Annotated in this window: 11 protein-coding genes and 5 pseudogenes; 12 read left to right on the forward strand and 4 right to left on the reverse strand. The window is 41.4% G+C overall.

The annotated features are described in order from the left end of the window. The first annotated feature begins 143 nt into the window (after nucleotides 1–143). The 9 genes and pseudogenes from DXA05_RS07975 (at nucleotide 144) to DXA05_RS08010 (ending at nucleotide 13,654) form a co-directional block, all read left to right on the forward strand. The gene (locus DXA05_RS07975; protein WP_165861487.1) at nucleotides 144–2,348 is read left to right on the forward strand and encodes an alpha-L-rhamnosidase C-terminal domain-containing protein; all 2,205 of its coding nucleotides are present in this window, start codon (nucleotides 144–146) and stop codon (nucleotides 2,346–2,348) included. Between the two features lie 195 nt (nucleotides 2,349–2,543). After that, nucleotides 2,544–3,164, forward strand: a complete 621-nt coding sequence (locus tag DXA05_RS07980; protein ID WP_004310318.1) for an RNA polymerase sigma-70 factor — start codon at nucleotides 2,544–2,546, stop codon at nucleotides 3,162–3,164. A gap of 7 nt (nucleotides 3,165–3,171) precedes the next feature. Next, nucleotides 3,172–4,164, forward strand: a complete 993-nt coding sequence (locus DXA05_RS07985; RefSeq protein WP_008017758.1) for a FecR family protein — start codon at nucleotides 3,172–3,174, stop codon at nucleotides 4,162–4,164. A 215-nt stretch (nucleotides 4,165–4,379) separates the two neighbouring features. After that, nucleotides 4,380–7,880, forward strand: a complete 3,501-nt coding sequence (locus tag DXA05_RS07990) for a TonB-dependent receptor (RefSeq protein WP_128859019.1) — start codon at nucleotides 4,380–4,382, stop codon at nucleotides 7,878–7,880. A gap of 26 nt (nucleotides 7,881–7,906) precedes the next feature. Continuing rightward, nucleotides 7,907–9,651 (forward strand): annotated as a pseudogene (locus DXA05_RS07995) (RagB/SusD family nutrient uptake outer membrane protein). 29 nt (nucleotides 9,652–9,680) lie between these two features. Then, entirely contained in the window at nucleotides 9,681–10,574 is an 894-nt protein-coding gene (locus DXA05_RS08000) for an endonuclease/exonuclease/phosphatase family protein (RefSeq protein WP_004325982.1), read from the forward strand. A gap of 16 nt (nucleotides 10,575–10,590) precedes the next feature. Further along, nucleotides 10,591–11,187 carry a hypothetical protein gene (locus DXA05_RS27265; protein ID WP_284515470.1) on the forward strand — a complete coding sequence of 199 codons (597 nt, stop codon included), beginning with the start codon at nucleotides 10,591–10,593 and terminating at the stop codon, nucleotides 11,185–11,187. After that, nucleotides 11,157–12,752 (forward strand): hypothetical protein, encoded by a 1,596-nt coding sequence (locus DXA05_RS08005; protein ID WP_284515471.1) that lies wholly within the window; start codon nucleotides 11,157–11,159, stop codon nucleotides 12,750–12,752. Before DXA05_RS27265 ends, DXA05_RS08005 begins: the two co-directional genes overlap by 31 nt. A gap of 11 nt (nucleotides 12,753–12,763) precedes the next feature. Then, nucleotides 12,764–13,654, forward strand: coding sequence for an endonuclease/exonuclease/phosphatase family protein (locus DXA05_RS08010; RefSeq protein ID WP_182019451.1), 891 nt, complete (start codon nucleotides 12,764–12,766; stop codon nucleotides 13,652–13,654). A gap of 515 nt (nucleotides 13,655–14,169) precedes the next feature. Here the strand turns inward: DXA05_RS08010 and DXA05_RS08015 are convergent. Continuing rightward, on the reverse strand, nucleotides 14,170–16,602 hold the full coding sequence (locus DXA05_RS08015) for an ATP-binding protein (RefSeq protein ID WP_128859020.1): 2,433 nt from the start codon (nucleotides 16,600–16,602) through the stop codon (nucleotides 14,170–14,172). Nucleotides 16,603–16,821: 219 nt separating this feature from the next. Here DXA05_RS08015 and DXA05_RS08020 point away from each other — a divergent pair. From DXA05_RS08020 to DXA05_RS08030, 3 genes and pseudogenes are all read left to right on the forward strand, one after another. Further along, nucleotides 16,822–19,520, forward strand: a pseudogene (locus DXA05_RS08020) (hypothetical protein). Between the two features lie 448 nt (nucleotides 19,521–19,968). Further along, nucleotides 19,969–22,493 (forward strand): annotated as a pseudogene (locus DXA05_RS08025) (AsmA-like C-terminal region-containing protein). Between the two features lie 80 nt (nucleotides 22,494–22,573). Beyond that, nucleotides 22,574–23,188 carry an L-threonylcarbamoyladenylate synthase gene (locus DXA05_RS08030; protein WP_015532391.1) on the forward strand — a complete coding sequence of 205 codons (615 nt, stop codon included), beginning with the start codon at nucleotides 22,574–22,576 and terminating at the stop codon, nucleotides 23,186–23,188. Nucleotides 23,189–23,281: 93 nt separating this feature from the next. Here the strand turns inward: DXA05_RS08030 and nagB are convergent, their stop codons facing one another. The 3 genes and pseudogenes from nagB to DXA05_RS08045 form a co-directional block, all read right to left on the reverse strand. Continuing rightward, nucleotides 23,282–24,094 (reverse strand): glucosamine-6-phosphate deaminase, encoded by an 813-nt coding sequence (nagB, locus tag DXA05_RS08035; RefSeq protein WP_087321483.1) that lies wholly within the window; start codon nucleotides 24,092–24,094, stop codon nucleotides 23,282–23,284. 51 nt (nucleotides 24,095–24,145) lie between these two features. Next, nucleotides 24,146–25,341 (reverse strand): annotated as a pseudogene (locus tag DXA05_RS08040) (FprA family A-type flavoprotein). A 54-nt stretch (nucleotides 25,342–25,395) separates the two neighbouring features. Continuing rightward, nucleotides 25,396–26,375 (reverse strand): annotated as a pseudogene (locus tag DXA05_RS08045) (TIGR01212 family radical SAM protein). Nucleotides 26,376–26,417: the final 42 nt, after the last annotated feature.

The raw sequence follows: 26,417 nt of genomic DNA on the forward strand, positions 1-26,417 counted from the left end.
CTGTAATACGTGATTCGTTCCACAGATATGGAACTAAAGGAAAACAATTGTAGAACTAAAGGGAAACAGATGTGGAACTAAACGTCAACCACTGTGGAACGAATTATTTCTTACGATTCAGTTTGTTAGTAATAGAAAGAATAATGAAAAAGAAATATATGATATTGCTTAGTGCCTTGTCTTTGGCAAGCAGCACATTTGCCCAGACCTGGATATGGTATCCGGGAGACTACGAAATCTGGCTGGGAAATCAAATGAATAACCGTCGTATGGAACGAGGTGCATTTTTTCCTCCTTTTTGGAAAACGGACAGTCATTATGTTGTCGTAGAATTCAGCAAGCAACTGAATCTTTCCGAGCCGGAAGAGATCTTTATTGCTGCCGAAGGAAAGTACAACGTCAAACTGGATGGAAAGCTCCAGTTCGGTATGCCGGAAACCATGTTGCTTCCGGCCGGAAAACATAATCTGAACATTAAAGTCTGGAATCAGGCTACTCCTCCCACTATTTATGTGAAGGGAAAAACGGTGAATTCAGACTCTTCCTGGCGTGTAACTTACGAAGATAAAGAATGGATTGACGAGAGCGGAAAAGCCAGTGACACATCTGCCACTATCTATATGGATGCCGGATGCTGGAACTTTGACGGAGCTACCCAACGTCCTTCCCAATTCAGTCTGATGCGTGAACCGCAGCAACCTGTTACGAAGACAGAACAGCCCGAAGGAGGTATCCTTTATGATTTTGGAAAAGAAACATTCGGATTTATCACATTGAAGAATCTTTCCGGAAAAGGAAAAATAGAAATTTATTATGGTGAAAGCCCGGAAGAAGCAAAAGATAAAGCATATTGCGAAACATTGGACAAACTCTTGCTCGAACCGGGACAAGTGACCGACCTTGCTATCCGCAGCACTTCTCCTTTGAGTAATTCTGAAAACGAATATACATTGGAGAACAGCAAAGCCTTCCGTTATGTCTATGTATCTCACGAGCCGGATGTACAGATTGGAGAAGTCTCCATGCAATATGAATATCTTCCTGAAGAATACCGCGGAATTTTCCGTTGCAATGATGAAGAACTGAATCGTATTTGGGAAGTTGGCGCATACACCATGCATCTCACTACCCGCGAATTCTTCATTGACGGTATCAAACGTGACCGTTGGGTATGGAGTGGCGATGCCATTCAAAGTTATTTGATGAATTATTATCTTTTCTTTGATAACGAATCCGTCAAACGTACAATCTGGTTACTTCGTGGCAAAGACCCTGTGACCAGCCACAGTAATACAATCATGGATTATACTTTCTACTGGTTCCTTAGCGTATATGACTATTATATGTATAGTGGCGACCGCCATTTTGTCAACCAACTGTATCCACGTATGCAAACAATGATGGATTACGTGTTGGGACGTACCAATAAGAATGGCATGGTAGAAGGTATGACCGGTGACTGGGTATTTGTGGACTGGGCAGACGGCTATCTGGATAAAAAAGGCGAACTCTCTTTTGAACAAATCTTATTTTGCAGAAGTCTGGAAACGATGGCTTTGTGTGCGGAATTGGTTGGAGATGCCAATGGCAAACAGAAATACGAGAAACTGGCTGCTGCTTTGAAAGCAAAGTTAGAACCTGCCTTCTGGAATAACGAGAAACAGGCATTTGTACATAACTGCGTCAACGGTCAGCAAAGTGATGCAGTCACCCGCTATGCGAATATGTTTTCTGTCTTCTTTCAATATTTGAATGAAGATAAGCAACAAGCCATTAAACAGTCTGTTCTGCTGAATGACAGTATTCTGAAAATAACAACTCCCTATATGCGTTTTTACGAACTGGAAGCACTTTGTGCTCTTGGCGAACAGGATGCTGTAATGAAAGAAATGAAAGCCTATTGGGGTGGAATGTTGAAGGAAGGCGCTACCTCCTTCTGGGAGAAATATAACCCCGAAGAAACCGGAACGCAACATCTTGCCATGTATGGCCGCCCATACGGAAAGAGTTTATGCCATGCCTGGGGAGCGAGTCCTATCTACCTGTTGGGCAAATATTATCTGGGAGTGAAACCTGTAAAAGAAGGATATAAAGAGTTTGCTATTGCTCCTGTGTTGGGAGGATTGAAATGGATGGAAGGCACTGTACCCACTCCGAATGGCAATATCCATGTCTATATGAACAGCAAAACGATGAAAGTGAAAGCAACAGAAGGGAAAGGCTATCTGACCATCAAAAGCCGTCGTCCACCTAAAGCAAATATCGGAACACCGGAAAAAGTGTCGGAAGGAGTATGGCGCCTCTGGATCGATTCACCTGAAGAAAGAATTGTTACCTATCATTTATAATACATTGTTAATTAGTTAGTGGAGTAGTCCTTGATTAACGGTTCCTCTTTTTAATGGGGGATTGTTAATCGGGGACTTTTTTTATTGGAATGTGTGCCACCTTTTCTAAATTTTACTACTTTTGTTTTGTGAAAGACACTTAATTGTAATACGTCTTTTGTTCTTTTGGAAAAACAATTAAACAAAATCCAAGGAATGTTAGATAAATCAGCTCAATACACTAATACAGATGACGAGAAGCTCTTTTCCTTCATAGAAAAAGGAGATAAAGGAGCTTTTACACAAGCTTATGACAGATATCATAAGCTGCTATATGTATTAGCTTACCGTTATTTAATGAATGCAGACATGGCAGAAGATGTAGTACAACATGTCTTTGCCCGTTTATGGGAATTTAGGTCGGAACTACATGTAGGAATCAGCCTTAAGAACTATCTGTTCACTATGACGAAAAATCATGTCTTAAATCTGATTCGTAATGAGAATAGTGCAATCAGCAAGAACTATGAGATAGCCCAATCGACGCCTGTCTACGAAGATAATCTGATAGAAAATCTGGAGAAGAAAGAATTGATGGCCTCTTTTTATAAAGCGGTAGATATGCTTCCACCGCAGAAACGCAGTATTTGTTTGATGAAAGTGAAAGAGGAACTAACGAATCAGGAAATAGCCGAACGGATGAATCTGTCTGTTAATACAGTCAAAACACATTATACAGAAGCATTGAAAATGTTACGTATTCATTTAAGTAAAATGCTAATAATTGTTACTTTTGTCACACTAATGACATATTTAAGTGTCCACTATTTAAGATAAAAAGAGAATGAATCGACCCACTGATAAACAAATAGAAGAAGTGCTTGCCGGAGTTGCTACACCGGAGGATGCAAAATTTGTGGCGGAATGGTTTGCCACAGAAGAAGGGAACACTTACCTGGATGCTGTGATGACTCGGGAGGCAGAATATTTAAAAGCCGAAACGGCAGAAATATATGTAGACCATACTATACCTTCAGAAAAGATGTACCATCAGATCCAAAAGAACATATCACGCAAACAGATCAAACGTATCTGCTTCCGTGTGGCTGCAATCTTGATTCCCGTTATTTTCCTGATAGGTCTTTATTTACAGATCAATTCCCGGGTGGATTTATTCGGCACTACGGAGTATGAGGAAATTCGTGTTGCCAAAGGAGAGCGGATACAGATGATGTTTCAAGACGGGACACGAGTTTATATCAATTCAGATTCCTGGTTGAAGTATCCTAAAAAGTTCGGATTGAGTAAGCGGGAAGTTTTCCTGGTGGGAGAAGCCTATTTCGTGGTAGCCAAGAATAAAAAACGTCCGTTTATTGTTAATCTGAACGGACCTTCCGTTCATGTACTGGGTACTTCTTTTGATGTACAAGCCTACCCGGAGAATAAAGACATTGTGATCTGTCTGGATGAAGGACATGTAAACCTGACTCTCTCCTCTGCAAAAGAATACCCGTTACTGCCGGGCGAGAAACTGATATATAATAAAGAAAGTGACCAGTGCCGGATAATCAAAAACGATCATTCAAAGCAAGGCTCAATGTGGAAAGACAATGTGATTTCTTTTAAAGATACTCCTCTGGCAGAAGTGGTCAAGGTTCTGAACCGCTGGTATAATGTAAACTTTAAGATAGAGGATGAGCAGGCATCGAAATATGTATATACGTTGACCTCGGATAATACGATACTGGAGAAGGTGCTTCAGGATTTGGAAAAGATTGCGCCGGTAAAATTTGAATATGATGAAGTCCGGAAAGAAGTGACAGTCCGAATGAAATAGGACGGAAAGAAGTAAAATATACTGGATAGGATAATAGAATGAGGACAGGCTGTGTATATACGCAGCCTTTACTGTTTTAGGATAAGAATGTTATGAAATAAATTAGGCTTATGAAAAAAAACTCTTTTTTCTCTCACCCGCTTTTTTGACTTGTGTGTCTACTAAGCATAAATGAGATTTTAAATCTAAGTTTAACTTTAATCAAAGCAAGTAGTATGAAACACAAAGTTCTGCTCGTATTGTTGCTGGGGATAATCATAAGCGTTTCCGCTTCTGCCCAAAAGGTGACAATGAATCTTAAACAAGTAAAGCTGGAGAAAGTATTCTCTGCCATTACACAGCAAACTGGTCTTACGGTGGCTTATAGCCGTACGATCGTCAATCCGGATCGAATAGTGACGGTAGAAGCAAAGAATCAGGAACTATCTAAAGTTCTGAATGATTTGTTTCTCGGTACTAACATAAACTATGAGATCGGAAAAACAAAAATTTATTTGAAGGAGAAAGTTACGGATTCTGAACAACAAACCAGTAATGCGAACAAAAGAAATATATCCGGTCGGGTAGTCGATGAAAAAGGAGAGCCGATTATTGGCGCCAGTGTGATGGTGCAAGGCAGCTCTTTGGGTACAATAACGAATGTAGACGGACGTTATACTTTGGCTAATGTTCCCGAAAACAGTACGATTACAGTATCATACATCGGATATATTACGGTTAATTACGCTGCTACCAGCAGAAATCTGTCCCAAGTAGTTCTCCGCGAAGATAGTAAGACACTGGAAGAAGTGGTAGTGGTGGGATATGGTACGCAAAAGAAAGTAAACCTGACTGGTGCCGTTGCTATCGTTTCGGGTGATGAACTGACGACCCGTTCTGCTGCTAACTTATCACAGCTTCTGCAAGGTTCTGTACCGAATATGAACGTAAACTTTAGTTCGGGACGTCCCGGACAAGGGGGAAGCTTCAATATCCGTGGTGTCAACTCCATTAGTGCGGATGCAGCACCTCTGACTATTATTGATGGAATCGAGGGAGATATAAATAAGGTAAACCCCAATGACGTAGAATCCATCAGTGTTTTAAAGGATGCTTCGGCTGCTGCCGTATATGGTGCCCGTGCTGCTTATGGAGTTATTTTGGTTACAACCAAGAATGGAAAGGTAGGCAAGACCAATGTCAGCTATAACGGTCGTTTCAGTTTTGGTGAAACGACAACTTCTACGGATTTTGAGACGCGTGGTTATTATTCGGCCGGTATCAATGATATGTTCTACAAAACATACCAGGGCGTCCCTTATACACATTATACCCAAGAAGATTACCATGAATTATGGATTCGCCGTAATGATAAAGTGGAAGATCCTTCCCGTCCATGGGTGGTAGAAAAAAACGGAGAGTATAAATATTACGGCAACTTTGACTGGTATAATTGTTTGTTTGATAATACCCGCCCTACTTGGGAGCATAACTTGACGGTTTCGGGAGGAACCGAAAAAGTGAAGTACATGCTATCAGGCAACTACTATAATCAGAAAGGAATTATCAGAATAGATCCGGACCGTTTTAAGAAATATACTTTTCGTTCGAAAATCATTGCCAATATCACTTCCTGGTTTGAATTGAGTAACAATACTTCCTATTACCATTCTGAATATACCTATCCGGGACTATCAGGAGTGAATGACGTTTTCACCAGAGCCGGGCGGCATGCTTTGGCAAGTATTGTGCCGATGCATCCGGATGGAACTCTGGTTTACAGAACAGGTTTGACAGACACAGGAGAAGTGGCAGATGGTGTTAGTGCCGTATTATTGAATGGCGGCCACCATAACCGGGATCGTGAATATGAGTTTGTAACTACGTTCGAGGCCGTATTGAAACCCATCAAACATTTTGAGGTTCGTGCAAACTACAGCTGGGCGCATTACAACCAGCAGAATTTGAATCGTTCCGTAGATGTATTATACTCCAGAAATCCGGGAGAAACAATCACAATGGATAACGGACGTACCAGAGGCAATTATTTGTCGGAAATACAAAACAACCAGATACGCCAAACTTTCAACTTATACGGGACGTATGACAATACCTTCGCAAATGCACATTCTGTAAAGGTCATTGTGGGAGGTAACTATGATTATAAGTATTTCAAGAAACTGGGAATGAAACGTAACGGGTTACTCTCTGAATCTCTCGATGATTTTAACCTGGCAAAAGGTGATGATATATCCATAACCGGAGGACAAGAGGAATATGCGATTCTTGGTTTTTTCTATCGTTTGAATTATGGATATAAAGACCGCTATCTATTTGAAGCCAGCGGACGTTATGACGGTAGTTCCCGTTTCCGTCGAGGACATCGTTTCGGTTTCTTCCCGTCGTTCTCTGCCGGATGGCGTGTCAGTGAAGAAGCCTTCTTTACACAAGCCAAAAACTATGTAAGTAATCTGAAACTAAGACTGTCTTACGGATCATTGGGAAATCAGAAAACAGTAGGCTATTATGACTATCTGCAACTGATTAATACCGGAGCGGTAATGAACTATGCTTTCGGAGATACTACGAAAGGCGATTATGCCTATGAGTCAGCTCCGAACTCTACCGATTTGACTTGGGAAACTGTAATCACAAAAAATATAGGTTTGGACTTGGGTTTTCTTAATAACCGTTTGAATGTATCTTTTGATGCATATATTCGTGATACCAAAGATATGTTGATGGCAGGAAAGACTTTGCCTGGCGTATATGGTGCCTCTTCTCCCAGAATGAATGTGGCAGACTTGCGTACGAAAGGGTGGGAAGCATCTGTTACTTGGGGAGATAGTTTTACTTTGGCAAGCAAGCCTTTCAACTACCGGATAATGGCTGGTATCGGAGATAACACCTCCAAAGTGACAAAATATGATAATCCCAACCGAACGCTGACTGATCCTTACGAAGGACAGCAGTTGGGCGAAATATGGGGATACGTAGTAGACGGTTATTTTAAAACGGATGAAGAAGCAAGGAATTATAAAGTGGACCAATCGTTCGTTAACCAAATGATTAATGCAAGCGCTTTGGATAATGGACTTCATGCCGGTGACCTCAAATTTGTCGATTTGGATGGTAACAACAAGATTGAACAGACAACATCAGCTAATGACCGGAAAGACATGAAAGTGATCGGTAACTCATTGCCGCGCTATAATTATAATTTCGGAATCTCTGCAGATTGGTATGGAATTGATTTTTCAGTTCTTTTTCAGGGCATTGGCAAACAAAATTGGTATCCTGGTGCTGAAACGTCCATGTTTTGGGGACCTTATTCCCGACCATACGCTAGTTTTATTCCTTCCGACTTTATGAGCCAGGTATGGAGTGAAGAAAATACAAATGCTTATTTCCCACGTCCCAGAGGATATGTGGCTCTCGGTAGTAATCGTGAATTGGCAGTGGTTAATACTAAATATTTGCAGAATCTGGCTTATTGTCGGTTGAAGAATCTTTCTATTGGTTACACATTGCCGGATAAATGGCTTTCTAAAATAGGTTTCGAGAAAATACGTGTTTACTTTAGTGGTGAGAACTTGCTGACATTCACTAAGCTACATTCCGATTATATTGATCCGGAACAAGCATCGGCAAGTAACAGCTGGAAAACAAGTAAAAGTGACGCAAATATTTATCCCTGGGCAAAGACATACTCTTTTGGTGTAGATATAACGTTCTGATAATAATGAATATAAAGGAATATAGTATGAAAATAATGAAATATACATTGTGGGCGACTGTTGGTCTGTCGTTGTTATTTGCTTCTTGTGAAAGCATATTGGATATAAATCCGAAAGATCGCTTGACGACTAAGGATTATTTTACGAATGAAGAGCAATTACAGTTGTACAGTAACCAGTTCTATTCAAACAATTTTCCGGGTGACGGTGATATTTATAGGGACGATGCTGATATGCTGATTGTATCTCCTTTAAGCGACGAAGTGAGTGGGCAACGTGTCATTCCGGAAACGGGTGGAGGATGGAGTTGGAGTGCACTGCGATCAATTAATTTTTTATTGGATAATCTGGGAAACTGTAAAGACCAGAAAGTGCGCGACAAATATGAAGCCTGGCACGCTTCTTCCGTGCTTATTTCTATTTTGAAAAGGTGAAACGTTTTGGAGATGTACCTTGGTACGATAAAGTACTCGGCTCGGATGATGCTGATTTATACAAAGCCAGGGATTCACGCGAATTTGTGATGGGAAAGATAATGGAAGATCTTAATTTTGCCATAGAGGTTTTTAAAGAAACCAACCGGACAAAAGAACTTTATCGTGTAACCTGGTGGACTGTCCAGGCATTAAAGTCACGTGTAGGATTATTTGAAGGTACTTATCGTAAATACCATGGATTGGGTGATTATGAGAAATACTTGAATGACTGTGTAAGTGCCTCTAATGAAATTATGACTGCTTCCGGAGGATATTCATTGTATCAATCCGGCTCACAGTCCTATCGTAATCTCTTTAAATCCGAGAATGCGATTGATGCGGAAATCATATTGGCTAGGGATTATAATAATGATTTGAGTCTGGTTCATAAAGTACAGGCTTTTGAGAATTCTCCGACATTAGGCCGTCCCGGACTTTCGAAAAAACTGGTCAATTATTATTTAATGAAGAACGGCAACCGTTTCACCGACCAACCCAATTATGCAACAATGGAGTTCAAGGATGAAATAGTCAATCGTGATCCGCGTTTAGCGCAAACAATCCGTACTTCAAATATAAATATGAATGTCACGATGACCGGATACCACCTGCTGAAATATGCAAATGATAATATGAGCTATACAGGTGATTCAAGCAATGACCTTCCTCTGTTCAGATTGGCAGAAGTTTATTTGAACTATGCCGAAGCAAAGGCAGAATTAAGCACACTGACGCAAACTGATATCGACAATACGGTAAACAAATTACGGACGCGTGCAGGAGTAACGGGAAAACTGAATATGAACGCAGCAAACCTTGCTCCGGACCCTTATATGTGTGCTCCGGAAACCGGTTATGTGAATGTCACAGGAGATAACAAAGGGGTGATTCTGGAAATCCGCCGGGAACGTGCGATAGAGCTGGTCATGGAAGGCTTCCGTTATTATGATTTGATGCGCTGGAAAGAGGGGCAATGTATGGCCCAATCCTTTAAAGGATTTTATCTTCCTGCTACAGCTATCAATAAAGCGTATGATATTGATGGAGACGGAACAAATGATGTCTGTTTCTACACCACATCTTCGCAACCCAATGTGGGGAGTGTGACGTATGTAAAACTGGCTTCTGATGGAAGTGGCACCTCTTTGTCGGAAGGTAATTATGGTAATTTGTTGTGTTATAGCTGGATCGACCGTACTTGGAATGAGAACCGTGATTATCTATATCCGGTACCAAGACAGGAAATAACACTATCTGACGGTGTTGTAACCCAAAATCCGGGATGGAATGAATAACAAGTATAAAAGATATAAATAATAGATTTATGAAAAAGATAGTAATATATACATTGATTTCCTTCATATTCTCTGTTTTTGCCAGCAGTTGTGAAGATAATAAAGACAATTCATTGTACTATCCTGATTTCACGTGGGATACAGGAGATGGAGAGGAAGACGAAGACCCCGTAACTGAAACGTCCATGCGTGTAGCAACTTATAACTTACAGGTGGAGACTGGTACAGGATGGACTAACCGACGGGAACGTGTGGCACAATTAATCAAAGACTACGATTTTGAGATTTGTGGATTCGAAGAAGCCAGTTGGGAACAACGTTCCTACTTAGGAACTCAACTTGCGAGTGATTATCAGATTCTCGCTTATGGTCGTGACACTGGAAATGACGATAACAAGGCAGGAGAGATGAGTGGCATTTTATATAAGAAGAGCCGCTACACATTACTGGATGCCGGACGTTTCTGGTTTTCCGAAACTCCGGACATTCCTTCCAACGGATGGGATGAAACAAATTTCAAACGTTTCTGTGTATGGGGAAAATTCAAGGATAGCAAGACTCAAAAGGAATTTTATCTTTTTGAAACTCACATGCCTTTGGCTGATAATGCTAGAAAACACGCATGCCAAATGCTGGTGGATGCAGTTTCCGATAAAGCAAAAGACAATACTCCCGCATTTTGTACCGGCGACTTTAATGCTACCCCGGATGCTCCTGAAATAGCTACTACGATTTGTCAAAGTGGTATATTAAAAGATGCATATCGGGAAGCGGCCGTTCAGCATGGAGCTCTCTTTACATTTCCTTCTAAAAAGACCAGAATTGATTTTATTTTTGTGAAACATGCTACGGTGCTTTCTACCCGCACTATTGTCAGTTCTTTATCCGATCATTATCCTATGGTGATCGTAGTAGAAATCTAAAATAAAAATGAAGATTATGAAAAACAAATTTTATCATATAAGTACATACTCGGTAATGAGATATTGGACCATTTTATGGATGGCTATTTTATCTTTCTCATGCTCTGATTTTAATCCGATGGATTCCTATAGCCGTATTCCGCCGGATAGAAACACAGACATAGATGACGGAGACGAGGGTGACGGAGCAGGCGGGCTTTTTGAAAAAGGTTATGGAACAGTGAACAAGCCCTATCTCGTTATGGATGTGATACAGATTCAGAATATGAGTGAGGCTTTGGTGAAAGGAAAGATGATTTATTTCCAATTGGGAGCTGATATTGATATGAAGTCTATATCTAATTGGGATCCATTGAACCCAACCGGTGACTATTATATCTATTTTGATGGAAATAATCATATTATAAAGAATTTCACCTGTACGGATAAAGCGTATGCCAGTTTTTTCGGTATTTTGGCCGGGACTTGTAAAAATGTCGGTTTCTATAATGCCCATGTAGAAGCAGCTACTAATAGTGGGGCAGGGGTTATCGGCGGTTATATCGGAGTGAAAGCTCCGAACGCTGTAGAGAAGACAGGCAGGTGGAAAACTGTTACGTCTCCGGAAAAGTGAAAGGAAAGTATGCTGGTGGAATAGCTTCCCGTATGGGTAGACCGTATGGAGGACAGATTTGTTATATCAAAAACTGTTATTCCACAGCAGAGGTTATATCTACAGGAGATGAATGTGGAGGTATTGTAGGTTCTATGTATGAAAACAGTGAAGTGTCGTATTGCTATTCTACAGGTGTATTAATTGGAGCCAATTCAGTGGGAGGTATTGCTGCACTTCCTTCCGAAGGAGCTAAAATTACGTCCTGTGTTGCTTGGAACTGGAAAATAACAGGTCCTGCTGCCAGATCTGGACGTATCAGTGGAGTTTTGTCTCAAGGTGAAAATGGACATCAGGCGGATCCCGTCGCATCTGAATGTTATGCATGGGAGGATATGATTTGTACAGGATTTACTCCGGAGGATAATGCAGGTTCCGTTTCGACAGGAAAATATGATGGAGTGAGTGAAAGTGCTCTGACTTTGCAGAATAGCATTGCTAATTGGGGGACCCCATGGCATAATGTTGGGAATATAGATATGGGATTCCCTATTTTAGAGTGGCAATTGGATAGAGAAGATTATGCTAGTTATGGAGGACATGACAACGAACCGGAAGGAGATTTTGCCAATGGAGACGGAACTCAAAATAATCCTTATGTGATTGCTAATGCTATCCATATTCAGAATATGAGCAAAGCCCTCATTGAAAAACAAACGACTTATTTTGTCTTGAGTGCGGATATTGATATGCAGGGGATCAAGTGGGCACCTCTAAATGATGCTAATGGTTACCATAAATGGATTGATTTCGATGGACGCAATCATGTAATTAAAAACCTTACTTGTGAGTCAGGCACATATAGAAGCTTCTTCGGGGTATTGTGTGGAGAATGTAGAAATGTGGGATTTGTGGATGCAAATATCTCATCTCCGAATACTGGTATTGGCATCATAGCCGGTTATGTAGGATTGGCTGCCGGTGCAGAGAATTATACTGGAAAGATAACAAACTGCTATACTACCGGAGTACTGAAGGGGTCGGGAGCAGCAGGTGGAATTGGCGGTGTACTTGGTGGTTCGGGATATATCAAAAATTGCTATTCCAGTGCTACTGTTATTGATCAAATTGCTAACAATACAGGTAAAGCCGGTGGAATCATCGGAAGGGTGAATGGCAATGCCAGTGGAAGCAGTATTGAAAACTGTTATACTAGTGGTGATATCAATGCCATAGGTGGAGGAAATGCCGGAGGTATAGTCGGCAAAGTGGATGGCGGTAAATTAGTCATAAAAAATTGTATTGCTTGGAATAGTATGTTGGTTAGTACCGATAAAGCAAAGGTGGGACGTATAGTCGGAGGTACTGCCAATGCTACTTATGAAAATTGCTATGCTTATGACGGTGTGATTTTGAAAGCAGGAGAGGCTACATTTACCGTTTCAGATGAGACATCACCGTCCGGTAGTAGTTTCCAGGGAGTAGCTAAATCTGCTAACGAGCTGAAAAACACTGTCATAAACTGGGATTCTTCTCTTTGGAAAGAAGGAAGCAACGGCTATCCGGTATTTAAATGGAGTAAATAAATTGATACTTAATGATTTGTAATATGAAGTGTTCTATAAATAAGAAATATTATTTTCTACTTTTGATTTTACTTTTTGCCGGAGGTCTTCCGGCAAAATCTTCCAACTTAGACAAAACGAAACCGGAAGATATTATTCGCCTTGCATCTTATAACATCCGTACCAAAGGAGACAAGGGGGATAAGTCTTGGGAAGTCCGTCTGAACGCATTGGTAGATGTTGTGCGACAGAATAAGTTCGATATGTTTGCCATACAGGAAGGGCGTACCTCTCAATTAAAGGATATGATGATTCTGAACGAATATTCTTATATCGGTCGTGATCGTGACGGGGATAATAAAGGAGAACATTGTGCCATTTACTATAAAAAAGATCGCTTTAAGGTGTTGAAACATGGTGATTTCTGGTATTCGGAAACTCCGGATATACCTTCTTATGGTTGGGGAGCACGTTGTCGCCGGATTTGCACTTGGGGATATTTTAAAGACCTCCGGACTGGGAAGAAATTCTATGTGTTTAATTCGCATACGGATCATGAAGCAACAGAAGCAAGACGGCAATCTTCGTTCATGTTGTTGGAACAGGTAAGGAAAATCGCTAAAGGCAGACCAACCTTTTGCACCGGTGATTTTAATGCCACTCCGGACGAAGAACCGATACAACTTCTCCTGAAAGATAGTTTATTACTGGATTCATATAAATGTACTTTGACGCCTCCTAAAGGACCGTCCGGTAGTTTTTATGCCTATGACAAAACTGGAAAAACAGCTAAGCGCATAGATTTTATTTTTGTGACTCCAAAAATAAAAATACTTTCTTATCACACCATTGATGATGATATAAAGTATAATAAGTACTCTTCAGATCATTTTCCTGTAATGGTGGAAGCGCTACTGAAATGAGAAAAGGAATAAACATTTGAATAGTTATAAAAAACAAGTTGTAAAGGTCGTTCATTACTATAAGTGTATAGATATATTTGTATATATCGCATTGGTGTTGTTTCGGCCTTTACACTGTTTTCTTTTTCTCATACAAGATGCTAATAAACTCATAGAACGTTTATAATAAAAAGTGAAATAGTTTATTATAAACGTCTCTTGTATTTATTATAAACGACATTCATAGAAATTCGTCAAACGGCACTGAATATATTAAACAAAACGGGGTGAAATTAGCAAAAATTTCACCCCGTTTTTACTCTTTCAGACATATATTTATGTATCTGAAAAACTACTTTATGTATCTATTTTTGTATATATCATTTTGATGTTAGCTAATTGGTTATTGCAAATATACAAAATAAAAAGGGCAAAGTCAATAGTTCTATTCATTTAGAATCCACAAACTGCCCGAATATATTGATCATATTAATATTGAGAAACCAAACATGCGGACAACTCTTTTTATAGTCAGTCTAGTCAGCAGCATGGTACGGATGTGTAAACCAGAAGCAGGAACCTATTCCTTCGGTCGAATCCACGCCAATTTCTCCTCCCATTTGGGAAACAATGCTTTTGCAGATAGAAAGTCCAAGTCCTGTACCCTGAACAAAGGTATTGAGCTTCACAAAACGTTCAAATACGCTCTTTTGCTTTTCTTCCGGTATTCCCATTCCGGTGTCGCGCACATAGAATTTTATTTTCTGATGGGATACTTGTTCATATCCCAGGGTGATACTGCCTTGCTGGGTGAACTTTAACGCGTTATTTATAAAGTTACTGATTACTTGGGTGAATCTGTTTTTATCCGTATAGATATAACATTCCGGGAATGGTTCCTCAAAAATCAATTCAACACCTTTACTCACTTTCATACTCATTGATTTGATGATTTCAGCACACGTCTCATTTACATCCACATTGGTATATACAAAATTAAATGTTCCCGCTTCGATTTTCGAAAGATCGAGAATGTCCGATATCAGTTGCAAGAGAAGTTCATTATTCTCTTGCACAATCTTGATATATTCCTGCCGTTCGTTTCTGCTGTCCGTTTCTGCCAGAAGACTGGAAAAACCGACAATAGCATTGAGAGGAGTACGGATCTCATGACTCATGTTAGCTAGGAAAGCCGACTTCAGACGATCCAGTTCTTCCGCTTTATCGCGGGCAATAATCAATTTCTGTTCAGTTTCTTTCAAAGGCGTGATGTCATAATTGATACACAACATCTCAATAATGCCGTCTTGCGGACGATAATCTCTGACCATTACGTTAATGCTGGTCCATGTATATTTGCCATTCTCCCTGCATACACGAACTTCTTTACGCAAACTGGTTGCCTTTCCCGTTTTCACTTCACCTACAAAGTTTTTCAGAACAGCCTGATCTTCAGGAACCACATGTGCATATACTCCGATAACCTGTGGCATGGGAATACCTTCTTTCTCTCCCAAATTCCTGTACCATGTATCTTGGGCATATCCGTCTCTTGTCAATACATTGAAATGAGCAAATCCTACCTTGGCATAATCACCGATTAGAAGAAACAGATTCTCAAACTCCTGTATCTTGGTGTATGCATTGGTCGTTTCCGTCGTATCTATATTGATAAACAGATAGTTGATAAATCGATTTTGAGAATCATAGAGAGCAGTAACTTTAGTGGTAAGATTAATAATCCCATTTCTCCGGCTATCTACATATTGATTTATTTTTGAGAAGTCATAATTGATGGAGAAGTTTACATCTTCTTTCGCTCTCAACTTCTCTTTAACCTCTAAAGGAATATTGGGATTGTCGAACAGATTAACTCCCAGTGCCTCATGCTTGTCAGACAAGCCGAATATTTCAAGCTCTTTATCATTAATATCTACCAGATAACCGTCTTTGTCGTAAAGTTCGACGCCAGCCGGAAGATTCTTATAGATGTTTCTCAATATCTTCTCGCTGTTGTCCAAAGCAAGACGATCTTCTTTGGCTTGTAACTCCGACTTTCGCAATTCGATGCAAATACTGATAATATTAGCAAGGGAGGAGAAGCATTGATAATCTACATTGCTCCAGCTACGCTGCGTTCTTACCATATCAATTCCCATATAGCCCCATACCTCTTCTTTAGAGATTAGCGGAACTACCATCAGCGACTTGATATCCTGCATCTCCAACGTCTGACGATATTCCGCAGCTTCTTCGGGCATGTCGTCCAGCGTGTTCAGTATGATAGCCCTTCTTTCGGCTATCTGATGATTCCACCAGGTAGAAGGGTCCCAGGGAATATTACTCAAGAATTCCTGTTCCTTGGATATTCCTTCGGCGGTAACCTCATAAGTGCAATCCTGGCGTTGTTCTTTTCTGTTTATTTCGAAGATATAGATACGATCGCCCAAAAACTGGTGAAGGAGATCTCCTAACGTCTTGTTAACCACTTGAGTAACATCATCACATTGCAGAAAAGCAAGCAATGAATATGAAATATTAGTTTGTTGGTAAAGCAAATTGCTCACTTGAAAGAAATCAATGTTTCCATCCGTAGTATCGATCGGTCTGTCAATATATTGCAGAAGGCCCGTCATGTTCCTATATCCCTCTTTATCGGGCTTTTGGAAATTAATCTTGGAGTACACCCATATTTCCCCGTCTTTTGCCCGGATTGGAAACATTTGTTCGTATGTCTCCAGATAAGAAAGAGACATATATTCATTTTTAAGACGCAGCCGGTGGTCTTCACGTATTCTTTGGTGGAATTCGGTGAAACTGATGCGGTTACTTTCAAGGCCGAGTAAGTCAACAATAAAGTCAGAGCAGATATATTCTTTATTCTTCAAATCTGACTCCCACCATCCCATTTTGGCCATCTGTGCTATCTGAACGTATTTTTCATAGTCATAATTTGTTTGTTCTTTCATATTGTTTGCTCTTGTTTTCTGTTTTTATATTATAAGACACTAGCCTGCAAAGATAAGCATAACTTTTAAATAATGAGGCATTTGCATATCACAGCAGGATGAAAGTGGAAATTTGGTGCTGAAAAGTGGAAAAAGAGACGAATGAGTACAAACAGGGGATTATTTCGTCTTTCTCTTAGTGAAGAAATGAATTATATATCTATAATATATATCAGAAGAATGAAAAATACCAGATTATTCATGTTTGCGGCATGCACACTTTTTTTGGCAGCGTGTGGCAGGCAAACCGTGAAGATTATGACTCCGCCGGATGCGTCAAATCGTGTTCTGTTTGGTGCGGAGCAGTTACAGACTACCTTGGATAAAGCCGGTTATCAGGTAATGATGCAACAGGGAGACACGACATTCTCCGATCCCGAAATCAAAACGATTCTCTTGACGGAAGTAAATGACACGACGCTCAAGAAAGAAGGTTTTCATATTTCGACGACGGGCAATCTGACCAGAGTGTCCGGCAGGGATGGGAGTGGTGTCATTTACGGATGCCGTGAACTGATTGACCGTGTGAATGATTCGGATGGTAAGTTGAACTTCCCGGAGGAACTGAAAGACGGTCCTGAAATGGTATTGCGTGGCGCATGTGTAGGATTACAGAAGATGACCTACCTGCCGGGGCATGGTGTATACGAATATCCGTATACGCCGGAAAGTTTCCCCTGGTTTTATGATAAAGAACAGTGGATTAAATACTTGGATATGCTGGTTGCCAACCGCATGAATTCGCTGTACCTTTGGAATGGCCATCCGTTTGCGTCATTGGTGAAACTGGAAGATTATCCGTTTGCACTGGAAGTAGATGAAGAAACATTCAAAATGAACGAAGAAATGTTCTCTTTCCTCACGGAAGAAGCGGACAAGCGCGGTATCTTTGTCATACAGATGTTTTATAATATCATTCTTTCCAAACCTTTTGCTGAACATTACGGACTGAAAACACAGGACCGTAACCGTCCCATTACTCCTCTGATTGCCGATTATACACGCAAGAGTATTACCGCTTTCATCGAAAAATATCCCAATGTAGGATTACTTGTTTGTCTGGGTGAAGCGATGTGTACAGTGGAGGACGATGTGGAATGGTTTACTAAAACAATTATTCCGGGAGTGAAAGACGGATTACAGGCATTGGGACGTACGGATGAACCGCCTCTTTTGTTGCGTGCACACGACACGGACTGTAAACTGGTGATGGACGCTGCCTCGCCGCTCTATAAGAATCTTTATACGATGCATAAGTATAATGGTGAATCGTTGACTACCTACGAACCTCGTGGCCCCTGGTCGAAAATTCATACGGATTTGAGTTCGTTGGGTTCTATTCATATCAGTAACGTACATATTCTGGCAAATTTGGAACCGTTCCGCTGGGGTTCTCCGGATTTCGTTCAGAAGGCGGTAACTGCCATGCACAATGTACACGGTGCCAATGCGTTGCACCTTTATCCGCAGGCCTCATATTGGGACTGGCCTTATACGGCTGACAAACTACCGAACAATGAACGTGAATCCCAATTGGATCGTGATTGGATCTGGTATCAGACCTGGGGACGCTATGCGTGGAACTGCCATCGCGACCGTACAGATGAAATGGGTTACTGGGACCATCAGTTAGGCAAGTTCTACGGAACCTCTGACGAAAATGCAAGTAATATCCGTGTAGCATACGAAGAAAGCGGAGAGATCGCTCCGAAGTTGTTACGTCGTTTCGGTATCACAGAGGGAAATCGCCAAACGTTATTACTGGGTATGTTTATGAGTCAGCTTGTCAATCCATACAAATATACGATCTATCCGGGATTCTATGAAAGCTGCGGACCGGAAGGAGAGAAGCTGATAGAGTATGTAGAGAAAGAATGGAAAAAGCAACCTCATGTAGGTGAAATGCCTTTGGATATTGTTGCTCAAGTAACAGAACATGGAGATAAAGCGGTAGCGGCTATTGATAAAGCAGCAGGTTCCGTCTCTTCAAATAAAGATGAATTCGCACGTTTGCAGAATGATATGCATTGTTATCGTGAGTTTGCGTATGCGTTCAACCTGAAAGTGAAAGCTGCCAAACTGGTATTGGATTATCAATGGGGAAAAGAGATTAAGAATCTTGAAGAAGCTATTCCTTTGATGGAACAAAGCTTGGAACACTATCGCAAATTGGTGGAACTGACGGACGAACATTACTTGTATGCCAACAGTATGCAGACTGCCCAACGTCGTATTCCTATCGGTGGAGATGATGGAAAGAATAAGACTTGGAAAGAATTGCTGGTACACTACGAGAAGGAATTGGAGAATTTCAAAGCCAACCTCGCTTTGTTGAAAGAAAAACAGAATGGAAATGCGGTGACTGAAACTGTCGAGATTACTGCCTGGACTCCTGCAAACGTGAAACTGATCTCTAATTATCCGACAGTGAAAGTAGATGAGGGTATTTCTTTATTTGTGGATGTTCCAGGTAAGATAGAAGCAATAGCTCCGGAATTGAAAGGAATGAAAGCGCTCCGCTTCAATGGAAATGAGCAGAGAGAGAAAGGCACAAGCATCACTTTCGAAACGGATGCTCCGGTGAAATTGTTAGTCGCTTATTTCAAAGACGACCAGAAAAAATATGCAAAAGCTCCGAAACTGGAAATCGATGCGTCAGCCAATGACTACGGTCAGGCGGAACCCGTGTTGACGAATGCTGTCCGTATCAATGGAATGCCTTTGGCAAATGTGCATGCATATAGTTTTCCGGCTGGAAACATACGTTGATGTTACCCAAAGGTTATCTGCAAGTGCTGGGATTCACGGCTGCGGAAACGAAAGTTCGTAATGCCGGGCTTGCCGGGGATGAAGAGACAATGGATTGGTTGTTTTATTAATGGGAATTTATCGGTTAAATGAGAATTTATCGGTTAGGCTGAAAGCCTTACATTATATATTTATTGGGGTGCCCTGAAAGGGCTTAATTATATAGCGTAGGGCAACGCCCTACGAAAAAAACACACCAGCCACAAGCCCTGAAAGGGCGGAACCGTATACAATTATGCCCTTTCAGGGCGCAAATTCAGATTGTCGTTTTTACGTAGGGCGTTGCCCTACGCTATATAATTAAGCTCTTTCAGGGCACTCCGCAAAATGATCATTTATCTCATTTCTGCACCGATTTGAACTAAAACCGGAAGTTCGGATTAAGCCAGAAGCCAGTCCTTTGGATTCCGCTTAATTTAAAAATAAGAATCCCTAAAAATTTCTCTTTTATCTCTTATTATCAAAAAGTTTTATTAGTTTTGCTCTTCATTATATCTCAAACTCTTAAAATAGAAGCAAATGAAAAAAGGTTTGAAAATCGCAGCTATCACCGTAGGAGTAATTATCATTCTGATGTTCCTTCTTCCTTTCGCCTTCCAAGGAAAGATAGCCGACATTGTAAAAACAGAAGGCAACAAGATGCTTAACGCACAATTTGACTTTAAGAACCTTAACATTAGTCTGTTCCGCAATTTTCCACAGGCTTCTGTCACTCTCGAAGATTTCTGGCTGAAGGGTACGGGTGAATTTGCCAATGACACCCTTGTACAAGCCGGAGAAGTTACCGCCGCAGTCAACTTATTCTCCCTTTTCGGAGATAGCGGTTACGATATTTCTAAAATATTTATTGAAGACACGAAGTTACATGCCATTATCTTGCCGGACGGACGTGCCAACTGGGATATCATGAAACCGGATACAATAGCAACAGCCGAAACGCCTGCAGAAGAAGAAGCCTCTTCTCCTTTCAAAGTCAAGCTGCAACGCTTTGTTATCAAAAACATGAATCTGATTTATGACGATCAACAAGGAAAGATGTATGCTGATATCCGCGACTTCAACGCTATTTGTGCCGGAGACTTAGGAAGCGAACGTACCACTCTGAAACTGGAAGCGGAAACCAAATCACTCACCTACAAGATGAATGGAATCCCTTTCCTGGCAAATGCCAATATCTCCGCTAAGATGGATGTAGACGCCGACCTTGCCAACAACAAATACACATTGAAAGACAACACTATCCGCCTCAACGCCATTCAGGCAGGCATCGACGGTTGGGTAGCCTTGAAAGACCCGGCTATCGACATGGACTTGAAACTTAACACGAATGATATAGGCTTCAAGGAAATTTTGTCATTAATTCCCGCCATTTACGCCACAGAATTCTCCAGTCTGAAAACAGACGGAACTGCAACGCTTACCGCAACGGCCAAAGGTATCCTGCAAGGAGACACCGTTCCATCATTCAATATTGACATGCAAGTCAAGAATGCCATGTTCCGCTATCCGGCTTTACCGGCAGGAGTAGATCAAATCAACATCAGTGCCAACGTTCAAAATCCCGGAGGAAATATAGACCTGACTACGGTCAACATCCATCCGTTCAGTTTCCGCCTTGCCGGAAATCCGTTTAGCCTGACTGCTACTGTGAAAACGCCGATCAGTGATCCGGATTTTAAAGCAGAAGCGAAAGGAGTGCTCAACTTAGGTATGATCAAACAAGTCTACCCGCTTGGAGACATGGAGTTGAACGGTACCATCGACGCGATATGCAAATGTCGGGACGCCTCTCATCCATCGAAAAAGAAGAATACGAACGCATACAAGCCTCAGGCACTATCGGACTGACGGGCATGAAACTCAAAATGAAAGATATGCCGGATGTAGAGATTAAAAAGTCTCTCTTCACCTTCACTCCGAAATACCTCCAGTTGAGTGAAACAACCGTCAACATCGGAAAGAACGATATCACCGCCGACAGCCGGTTTGAAAACTACATCGGTTATGTATTGAAAGGTAGCACATTGAAAGGAAACCTGAATATTCGTTCCAACTACTTCAATCTGAACGACTTCATCACCGCTTCTGCCGATGAAGCCTCCACATCAGAAGCTGCGTCCACCGACTCTGTAGCTACAGCCGCCACAGGTATTGTTGAAGTTCCCCGTAACATCGACTTCCAAATGGACGCTAACCTGAAACAGGTGTTATTCGACAAGATGTCTTTCAATAATATGAATGGCAAACTTGTTGTAAAAGATGGCAAAGTGGATATGAAAAACCTTTCCATGAACACCATGGGTGGTAATGTAGTGATGAACGGCTATTACTCCACTGCCAACATAAAGAAACCGGAAATGAAAGCCGGATTCAAGCTCTCCAATATCGGTTTCGCACAAGCTTACAAAGAACTGGATATGGTGCAGAAAATGGCTCCTATCTTCGAAAATCTGAAAGGTAATTTCTCCGGAAGCATCAATATCCTGACAGATTTGGATGCAGCCATGAGCCCCGTACTGAATACGATGCAGGGTGACGGTAGCCTTTCCACGCGCGACCTTAGTTTAAGCGGAGTAAAAGCAATCGACCAGATAGCCGATGCCGTGAAGCAACCCAGCCTGAAAGACATGAAAGTGAAAGACATGACATTGGATTTCACCATCAAAGACGGCCGCGTAGAAACCAAACCGTTTGATATCAAGATGGGAGACTACACACTGAATCTTTCCGGCAGCACAGGACTCGATCAAACCATCGACTATTCCGGTAAAGTGAAACTGCCCGCATCCGTAGGCAATATCTCTAAGTTAATGACTCTTGACTTGAAAATCGGAGGTTCGTTCACCTCTCCGAAAGTCAGTGTAGATACTAAAAGCATGGCCAACCAAGCTGTCGAAGCCGTAGCCGATGAAGCAATCAGCAAACTCGGACAGAAACTTGGACTGGACTCTGCCGCTACCGCCAACAAAGACTCAATCAAACAGAAAGTCACAGAGAAAGCTGCGGAAAAGGCACTAGATTTCTTGAAAAAGAAACTCAAATAAAAAGAGAAGATAATAACCATTTAACCCCACTCATCCCTCCTCTTTCTCCTTTGCGAGAGGGAAGGGATGAAGCTTTTAATATGCTACTGAAACTATATGATAAAAACAATAACCCGCAGGATTTACAACGAATCATCGATATCCTGAATGACGGCGGACTTATCATCTATCCTACCGATACGATGTACGCCATCGGCTGCCATGGTCTGAAGGAACGTGCCATAGAACGGATCTGCCGGATTAAAGAGATAGACCCTCGAAAAAACAATCTGTCTATCATCTGTTATGACTTAAGCAGTATCAGCGAATACGCGAAAGTAGACAATAACGTATTCAAACTGATGAAGCATAATCTTCCGGGACCATTTACCTTTATTTTGAACGGCACCAACCGGTTACCGAAAATCTTTCGCAACCGGAAAGAAGTAGGTATCCGTATGCCGGACAACAACATCATCCGTGAAATCGCACGCCTGCTGGACGCTCCCATTATGACCACCACACTGCCATACGAAGAGCACGAGGACTTGGAATATATGACTGATCCCGAACTTATAGATGAAAAGTTCGGCGACATCGTCGATCTGGTCATTGACGGCGGTATCGGAGGTATAGAACCTTCAACGGTTGTGAAATGCACGGACAACGAACTGGAAATCGTCCGACAAGGAAAAGGCTGGCTGGAAGAGAATTAATTCCGCTGACAGCTATCTCTAACATACAAAATGGGCTGCAATCAATTCAACACTGATGCAGCCCATTCTCTTTTTATAGAATCAATTTTATGCTTACTTAATCAAAGATTCCGGTTCTAAATGAGCAGACTCGATATCTTTGAAGTAACGGTAAGTACCTACTTTCAATTCCGCCGTAGCAGCATCATCACAAACGATAATACCTTTTTCATGCATTTGCAATGCACTGATTGTCCACATCTGTGTGATAGGACCTTCTACTGCATGATACAAAGCACGAGCTTTGTTATGACCGTTTACAATAATCATCACTTCCTTTGCAGAAAGCACAGTACCCACTCCCACTGTCAAAGAAGTCTTAGGAACTTTATTGATGTCATTATCGAAGAAACGGGAGTTAGCAATGATGGTATCCATCGTCAATGTTTTCTGACGAGTGCGTGAAGTCAATGAAGATCCCGGTTCGTTGAACGCAATATGTCCGTCAGGACCGATACCGCCCATGAACAGGTCGATACCACCGTATGACTTGATCTTTTCTTCATAACGTGCACACTCTGCATCCAAATCCGGAGCATTACCATTCAGAATATTCGTATTCTCCGGTTTGATGTCGATATGACCGAAAAAGTTATTCCACATGAAAGAATAATAGCTTTCCGGATGTTCTTTCGGCAATCCTACATATTCGTCCATGTTGAATGTTACCACATTCTGGAAGGAAACGATTCCTTTCTTATTCAGGTCGATCAAAGCTTTATACATACCCAGAGGAGAAGATCCGGTGGGGCAGCCCAATACAAATGGTTTTTCGGGGGTTGGATTGGCAGCTTTTATTTTAGCAGCAACATAATGTGCAGCCCACAGAGATACGGACTGATAGTCCGGCTGAATAATAAGTCTCATAAGTCGATTGTTTTATAGGTTAGTTAATAAATTATTATCTCATTCACAGTTTTAACGATCTTTCTTCAAACGATCCGCCATGCACGTGCCAGATTTTCACATTGAGTATAAGTCAGGTCTTTCATTGCCTGTTTCATCTCCACCGGATCACCGACCAATTCGAATTTGCTCTTTTCCGCAAACTCTGCCAGACGCTTCACAGCAGCACCTGCCCATGTGAAAGAACCGAAATAACCCAAATAGCGTCCCTTCACCTCACGCAACAGAATCTTTGAGAGCAGCGCTTCCACTTCCGGGAATATCTGATTGCTATAAGTGGGAGAACCGATAATCAATCCCTTGTAACGGAAAATATCCGCTATAATATAAGAAGGATGGCTCTTTGTCACATTATGCATGACAATGTTCTTAACACCCTGTGCCGAAAGCTCTTCTGCAATAGCTTCCGCCATTTGCTCCGTATTTCCATACATGCTTCCATAAGCAATAACAACACCTTCGTCTGCATCATAACGACTCAAACGGTCATAGATACCAATTACCTTGGCAATATTCTCTGTCCATACCGGACCATGTGTAGAACAGATGGCAGAAATAGGTAGTCCTCCCAATTTTTGCAAAGCTTTTTGCACGGGGCTTCCGTATTTGCCTACGATGTTAGAGTAGTAACGAACCATTTCCCCCCAATACTTATCCACATTGATCCGCGTATCTAGGAATCCGCCATCTACAGTGCCAAAGCATCCGAATCCGTCGCCGGAGAAAAGAACGCCGTCCGTTTCATCAAAAGTCATCATCGTTTCCGGCCAATGCACCATCGGAGTCATATAAAAACGCAGTTTATGATGTCCCAAAGCTAAGAAATCACCTTCCTTTACCAGATACTGTTCGCCGGTTACACCGTAGAAACCTTCAATCATACCGAATGTCTGCTTGTTACCCACGATAATAATTTCCGGATAATGTTGCTTAATCAGTCGGATAGATCCCGAATGATCCGGTTCCATGTGGTTTATAATCAAATAATTAATAGGACGTTCTCCAATCACTTGCTTGATCTTGCGCAAGTAGACTTCAAAATAACAAATATCTACCGTATCCACCAATGCCACCATTTCATCATCAATCAGATAAGAGTTATATGAAACTCCATAGGGCAATGGCCACATCCCTTCAAATCTGTGCTTGTTACGGTCATTCACTCCCACATAGTGGACATTTCCTTTAATTCTTGTTTTATGTTCCATTCTTCAAATCCATTTATATTTCTTCCACCATCTATATTCCGCTCAAACAGCTATTTATTCAGTGGTAAGTTTATCGTCTGCAAAAATAATCCTTTTTTCCGAATCCCTATACTTCTTACCTTGATAAGCACCTCTTTCTTTCATTCTTTTTTGTAAACGCGCTACAAATTCATAATTTTTCAATCCCCAGTCCGGAGCTATTAATAAATCTTTAGGAGATTGGGAAACAAAACGCTCCACAACTATATCGGGACGAAGATGTTCTACATAATCAATCACCAGATCAATGTATTCCTCCACCTCGTTAAACAAATGAAAACCATCAGGAGCTTCATCATACTCATGCGCCATTCGTGTACCACGAATCAATTGTAACTGATGGATCTTGAGTGTAGCTAAAGGCAGATCGGAAAGTATTTCCGCTTGTGCCACCATCGTATCATGCGTTTCTCCCGGAAGTCCGAGGATGATATGTCCGCCTGTCAGGATACCACAGGCGGCTGTCCGCCGGACGGCTTCCACCGTATCGGCATAAGTATGCCCCCGGTTAATGCGTTTTAGGTTTCGTCGCAAGTGCTCTCGATCCCATATTCAACCATAAGGAAAGTATGTTTGTTCAATTCTTCCAAGTAACGCAACAAACTCTCCGGCATACAATCGGGGCGTGTACCTATTACCAATCCGACCACCCCGTCTACCGTCAACGCTTCTTCATATTTACGCTTCAAGCCTTCCAGTTCGGCATACGTATTGGTATAGGCCTGAAAGTAGGCCAAATATTTCATTTCCGGATATTTATGGGCAAAAAAGCATTTCCCTTCTTCCAATTGGGTAGTGATAGACTTCTCTGTCCGGCAGTAATCCGGATTAAAAGTCTGGTTATTGCAATATGTACATCCGCCCCATCCTTTTGTTCCGTCACGATTAGGACAAGTGAAACCTCCGTTCAATGAAATCTTTTGTACCTTGTAAGGAAAATATTTCCGCAAAAAAGTAGGAAAATCATTATATAATAGCTGTGTAGACATGTTCATTCACTTCTTTCTTTATTTTATCTACAAACATAAGCAAAATCA

The sequence above is a fragment of the Bacteroides sp. AM54-2NS genome, assembly GCF_003602935.1.
GTDB classification, from domain to species: domain Bacteria; phylum Bacteroidota; class Bacteroidia; order Bacteroidales; family Bacteroidaceae; genus Bacteroides; species Bacteroides xylanisolvens.

What these genes read in the sequence shown, in the direction of transcription:
- DXA05_RS07975 (WP_165861487.1), top strand. Translation starts at nt 144, where the DNA reads ATGAAAAAGAAATATATGATATTGCTTAGTGCCTTGTCTTTGGCAAGC.
- DXA05_RS27265 (WP_284515470.1), top strand. Translation starts at nt 10,591, where the DNA reads ATGAAAAACAAATTTTATCATATAAGTACATACTCGGTAATGAGATAT.
- DXA05_RS07985 (WP_008017758.1), top strand. Translation starts at nt 3,172, where the DNA reads ATGAATCGACCCACTGATAAACAAATAGAAGAAGTGCTTGCCGGAGTT.
- DXA05_RS08010 (WP_182019451.1), top strand. Translation starts at nt 12,764, where the DNA reads ATGATTTGTAATATGAAGTGTTCTATAAATAAGAAATATTATTTTCTA.
- DXA05_RS08000 (WP_004325982.1), top strand. Translation starts at nt 9,681, where the DNA reads ATGAAAAAGATAGTAATATATACATTGATTTCCTTCATATTCTCTGTT.
- DXA05_RS08030 (WP_015532391.1), top strand. Translation starts at nt 22,574, where the DNA reads ATGCTACTGAAACTATATGATAAAAACAATAACCCGCAGGATTTACAA.
- nagB (WP_087321483.1), bottom strand. Translation starts at nt 24,094, where the DNA reads ATGAGACTTATTATTCAGCCGGACTATCAGTCCGTATCTCTGTGGGCT.
- DXA05_RS07990 (WP_128859019.1), top strand. Translation starts at nt 4,380, where the DNA reads ATGAAACACAAAGTTCTGCTCGTATTGTTGCTGGGGATAATCATAAGC.
- DXA05_RS08015 (WP_128859020.1), bottom strand. Translation starts at nt 16,602, where the DNA reads ATGAAAGAACAAACAAATTATGACTATGAAAAATACGTTCAGATAGCA.
- DXA05_RS07980 (WP_004310318.1), top strand. Translation starts at nt 2,544, where the DNA reads ATGTTAGATAAATCAGCTCAATACACTAATACAGATGACGAGAAGCTC.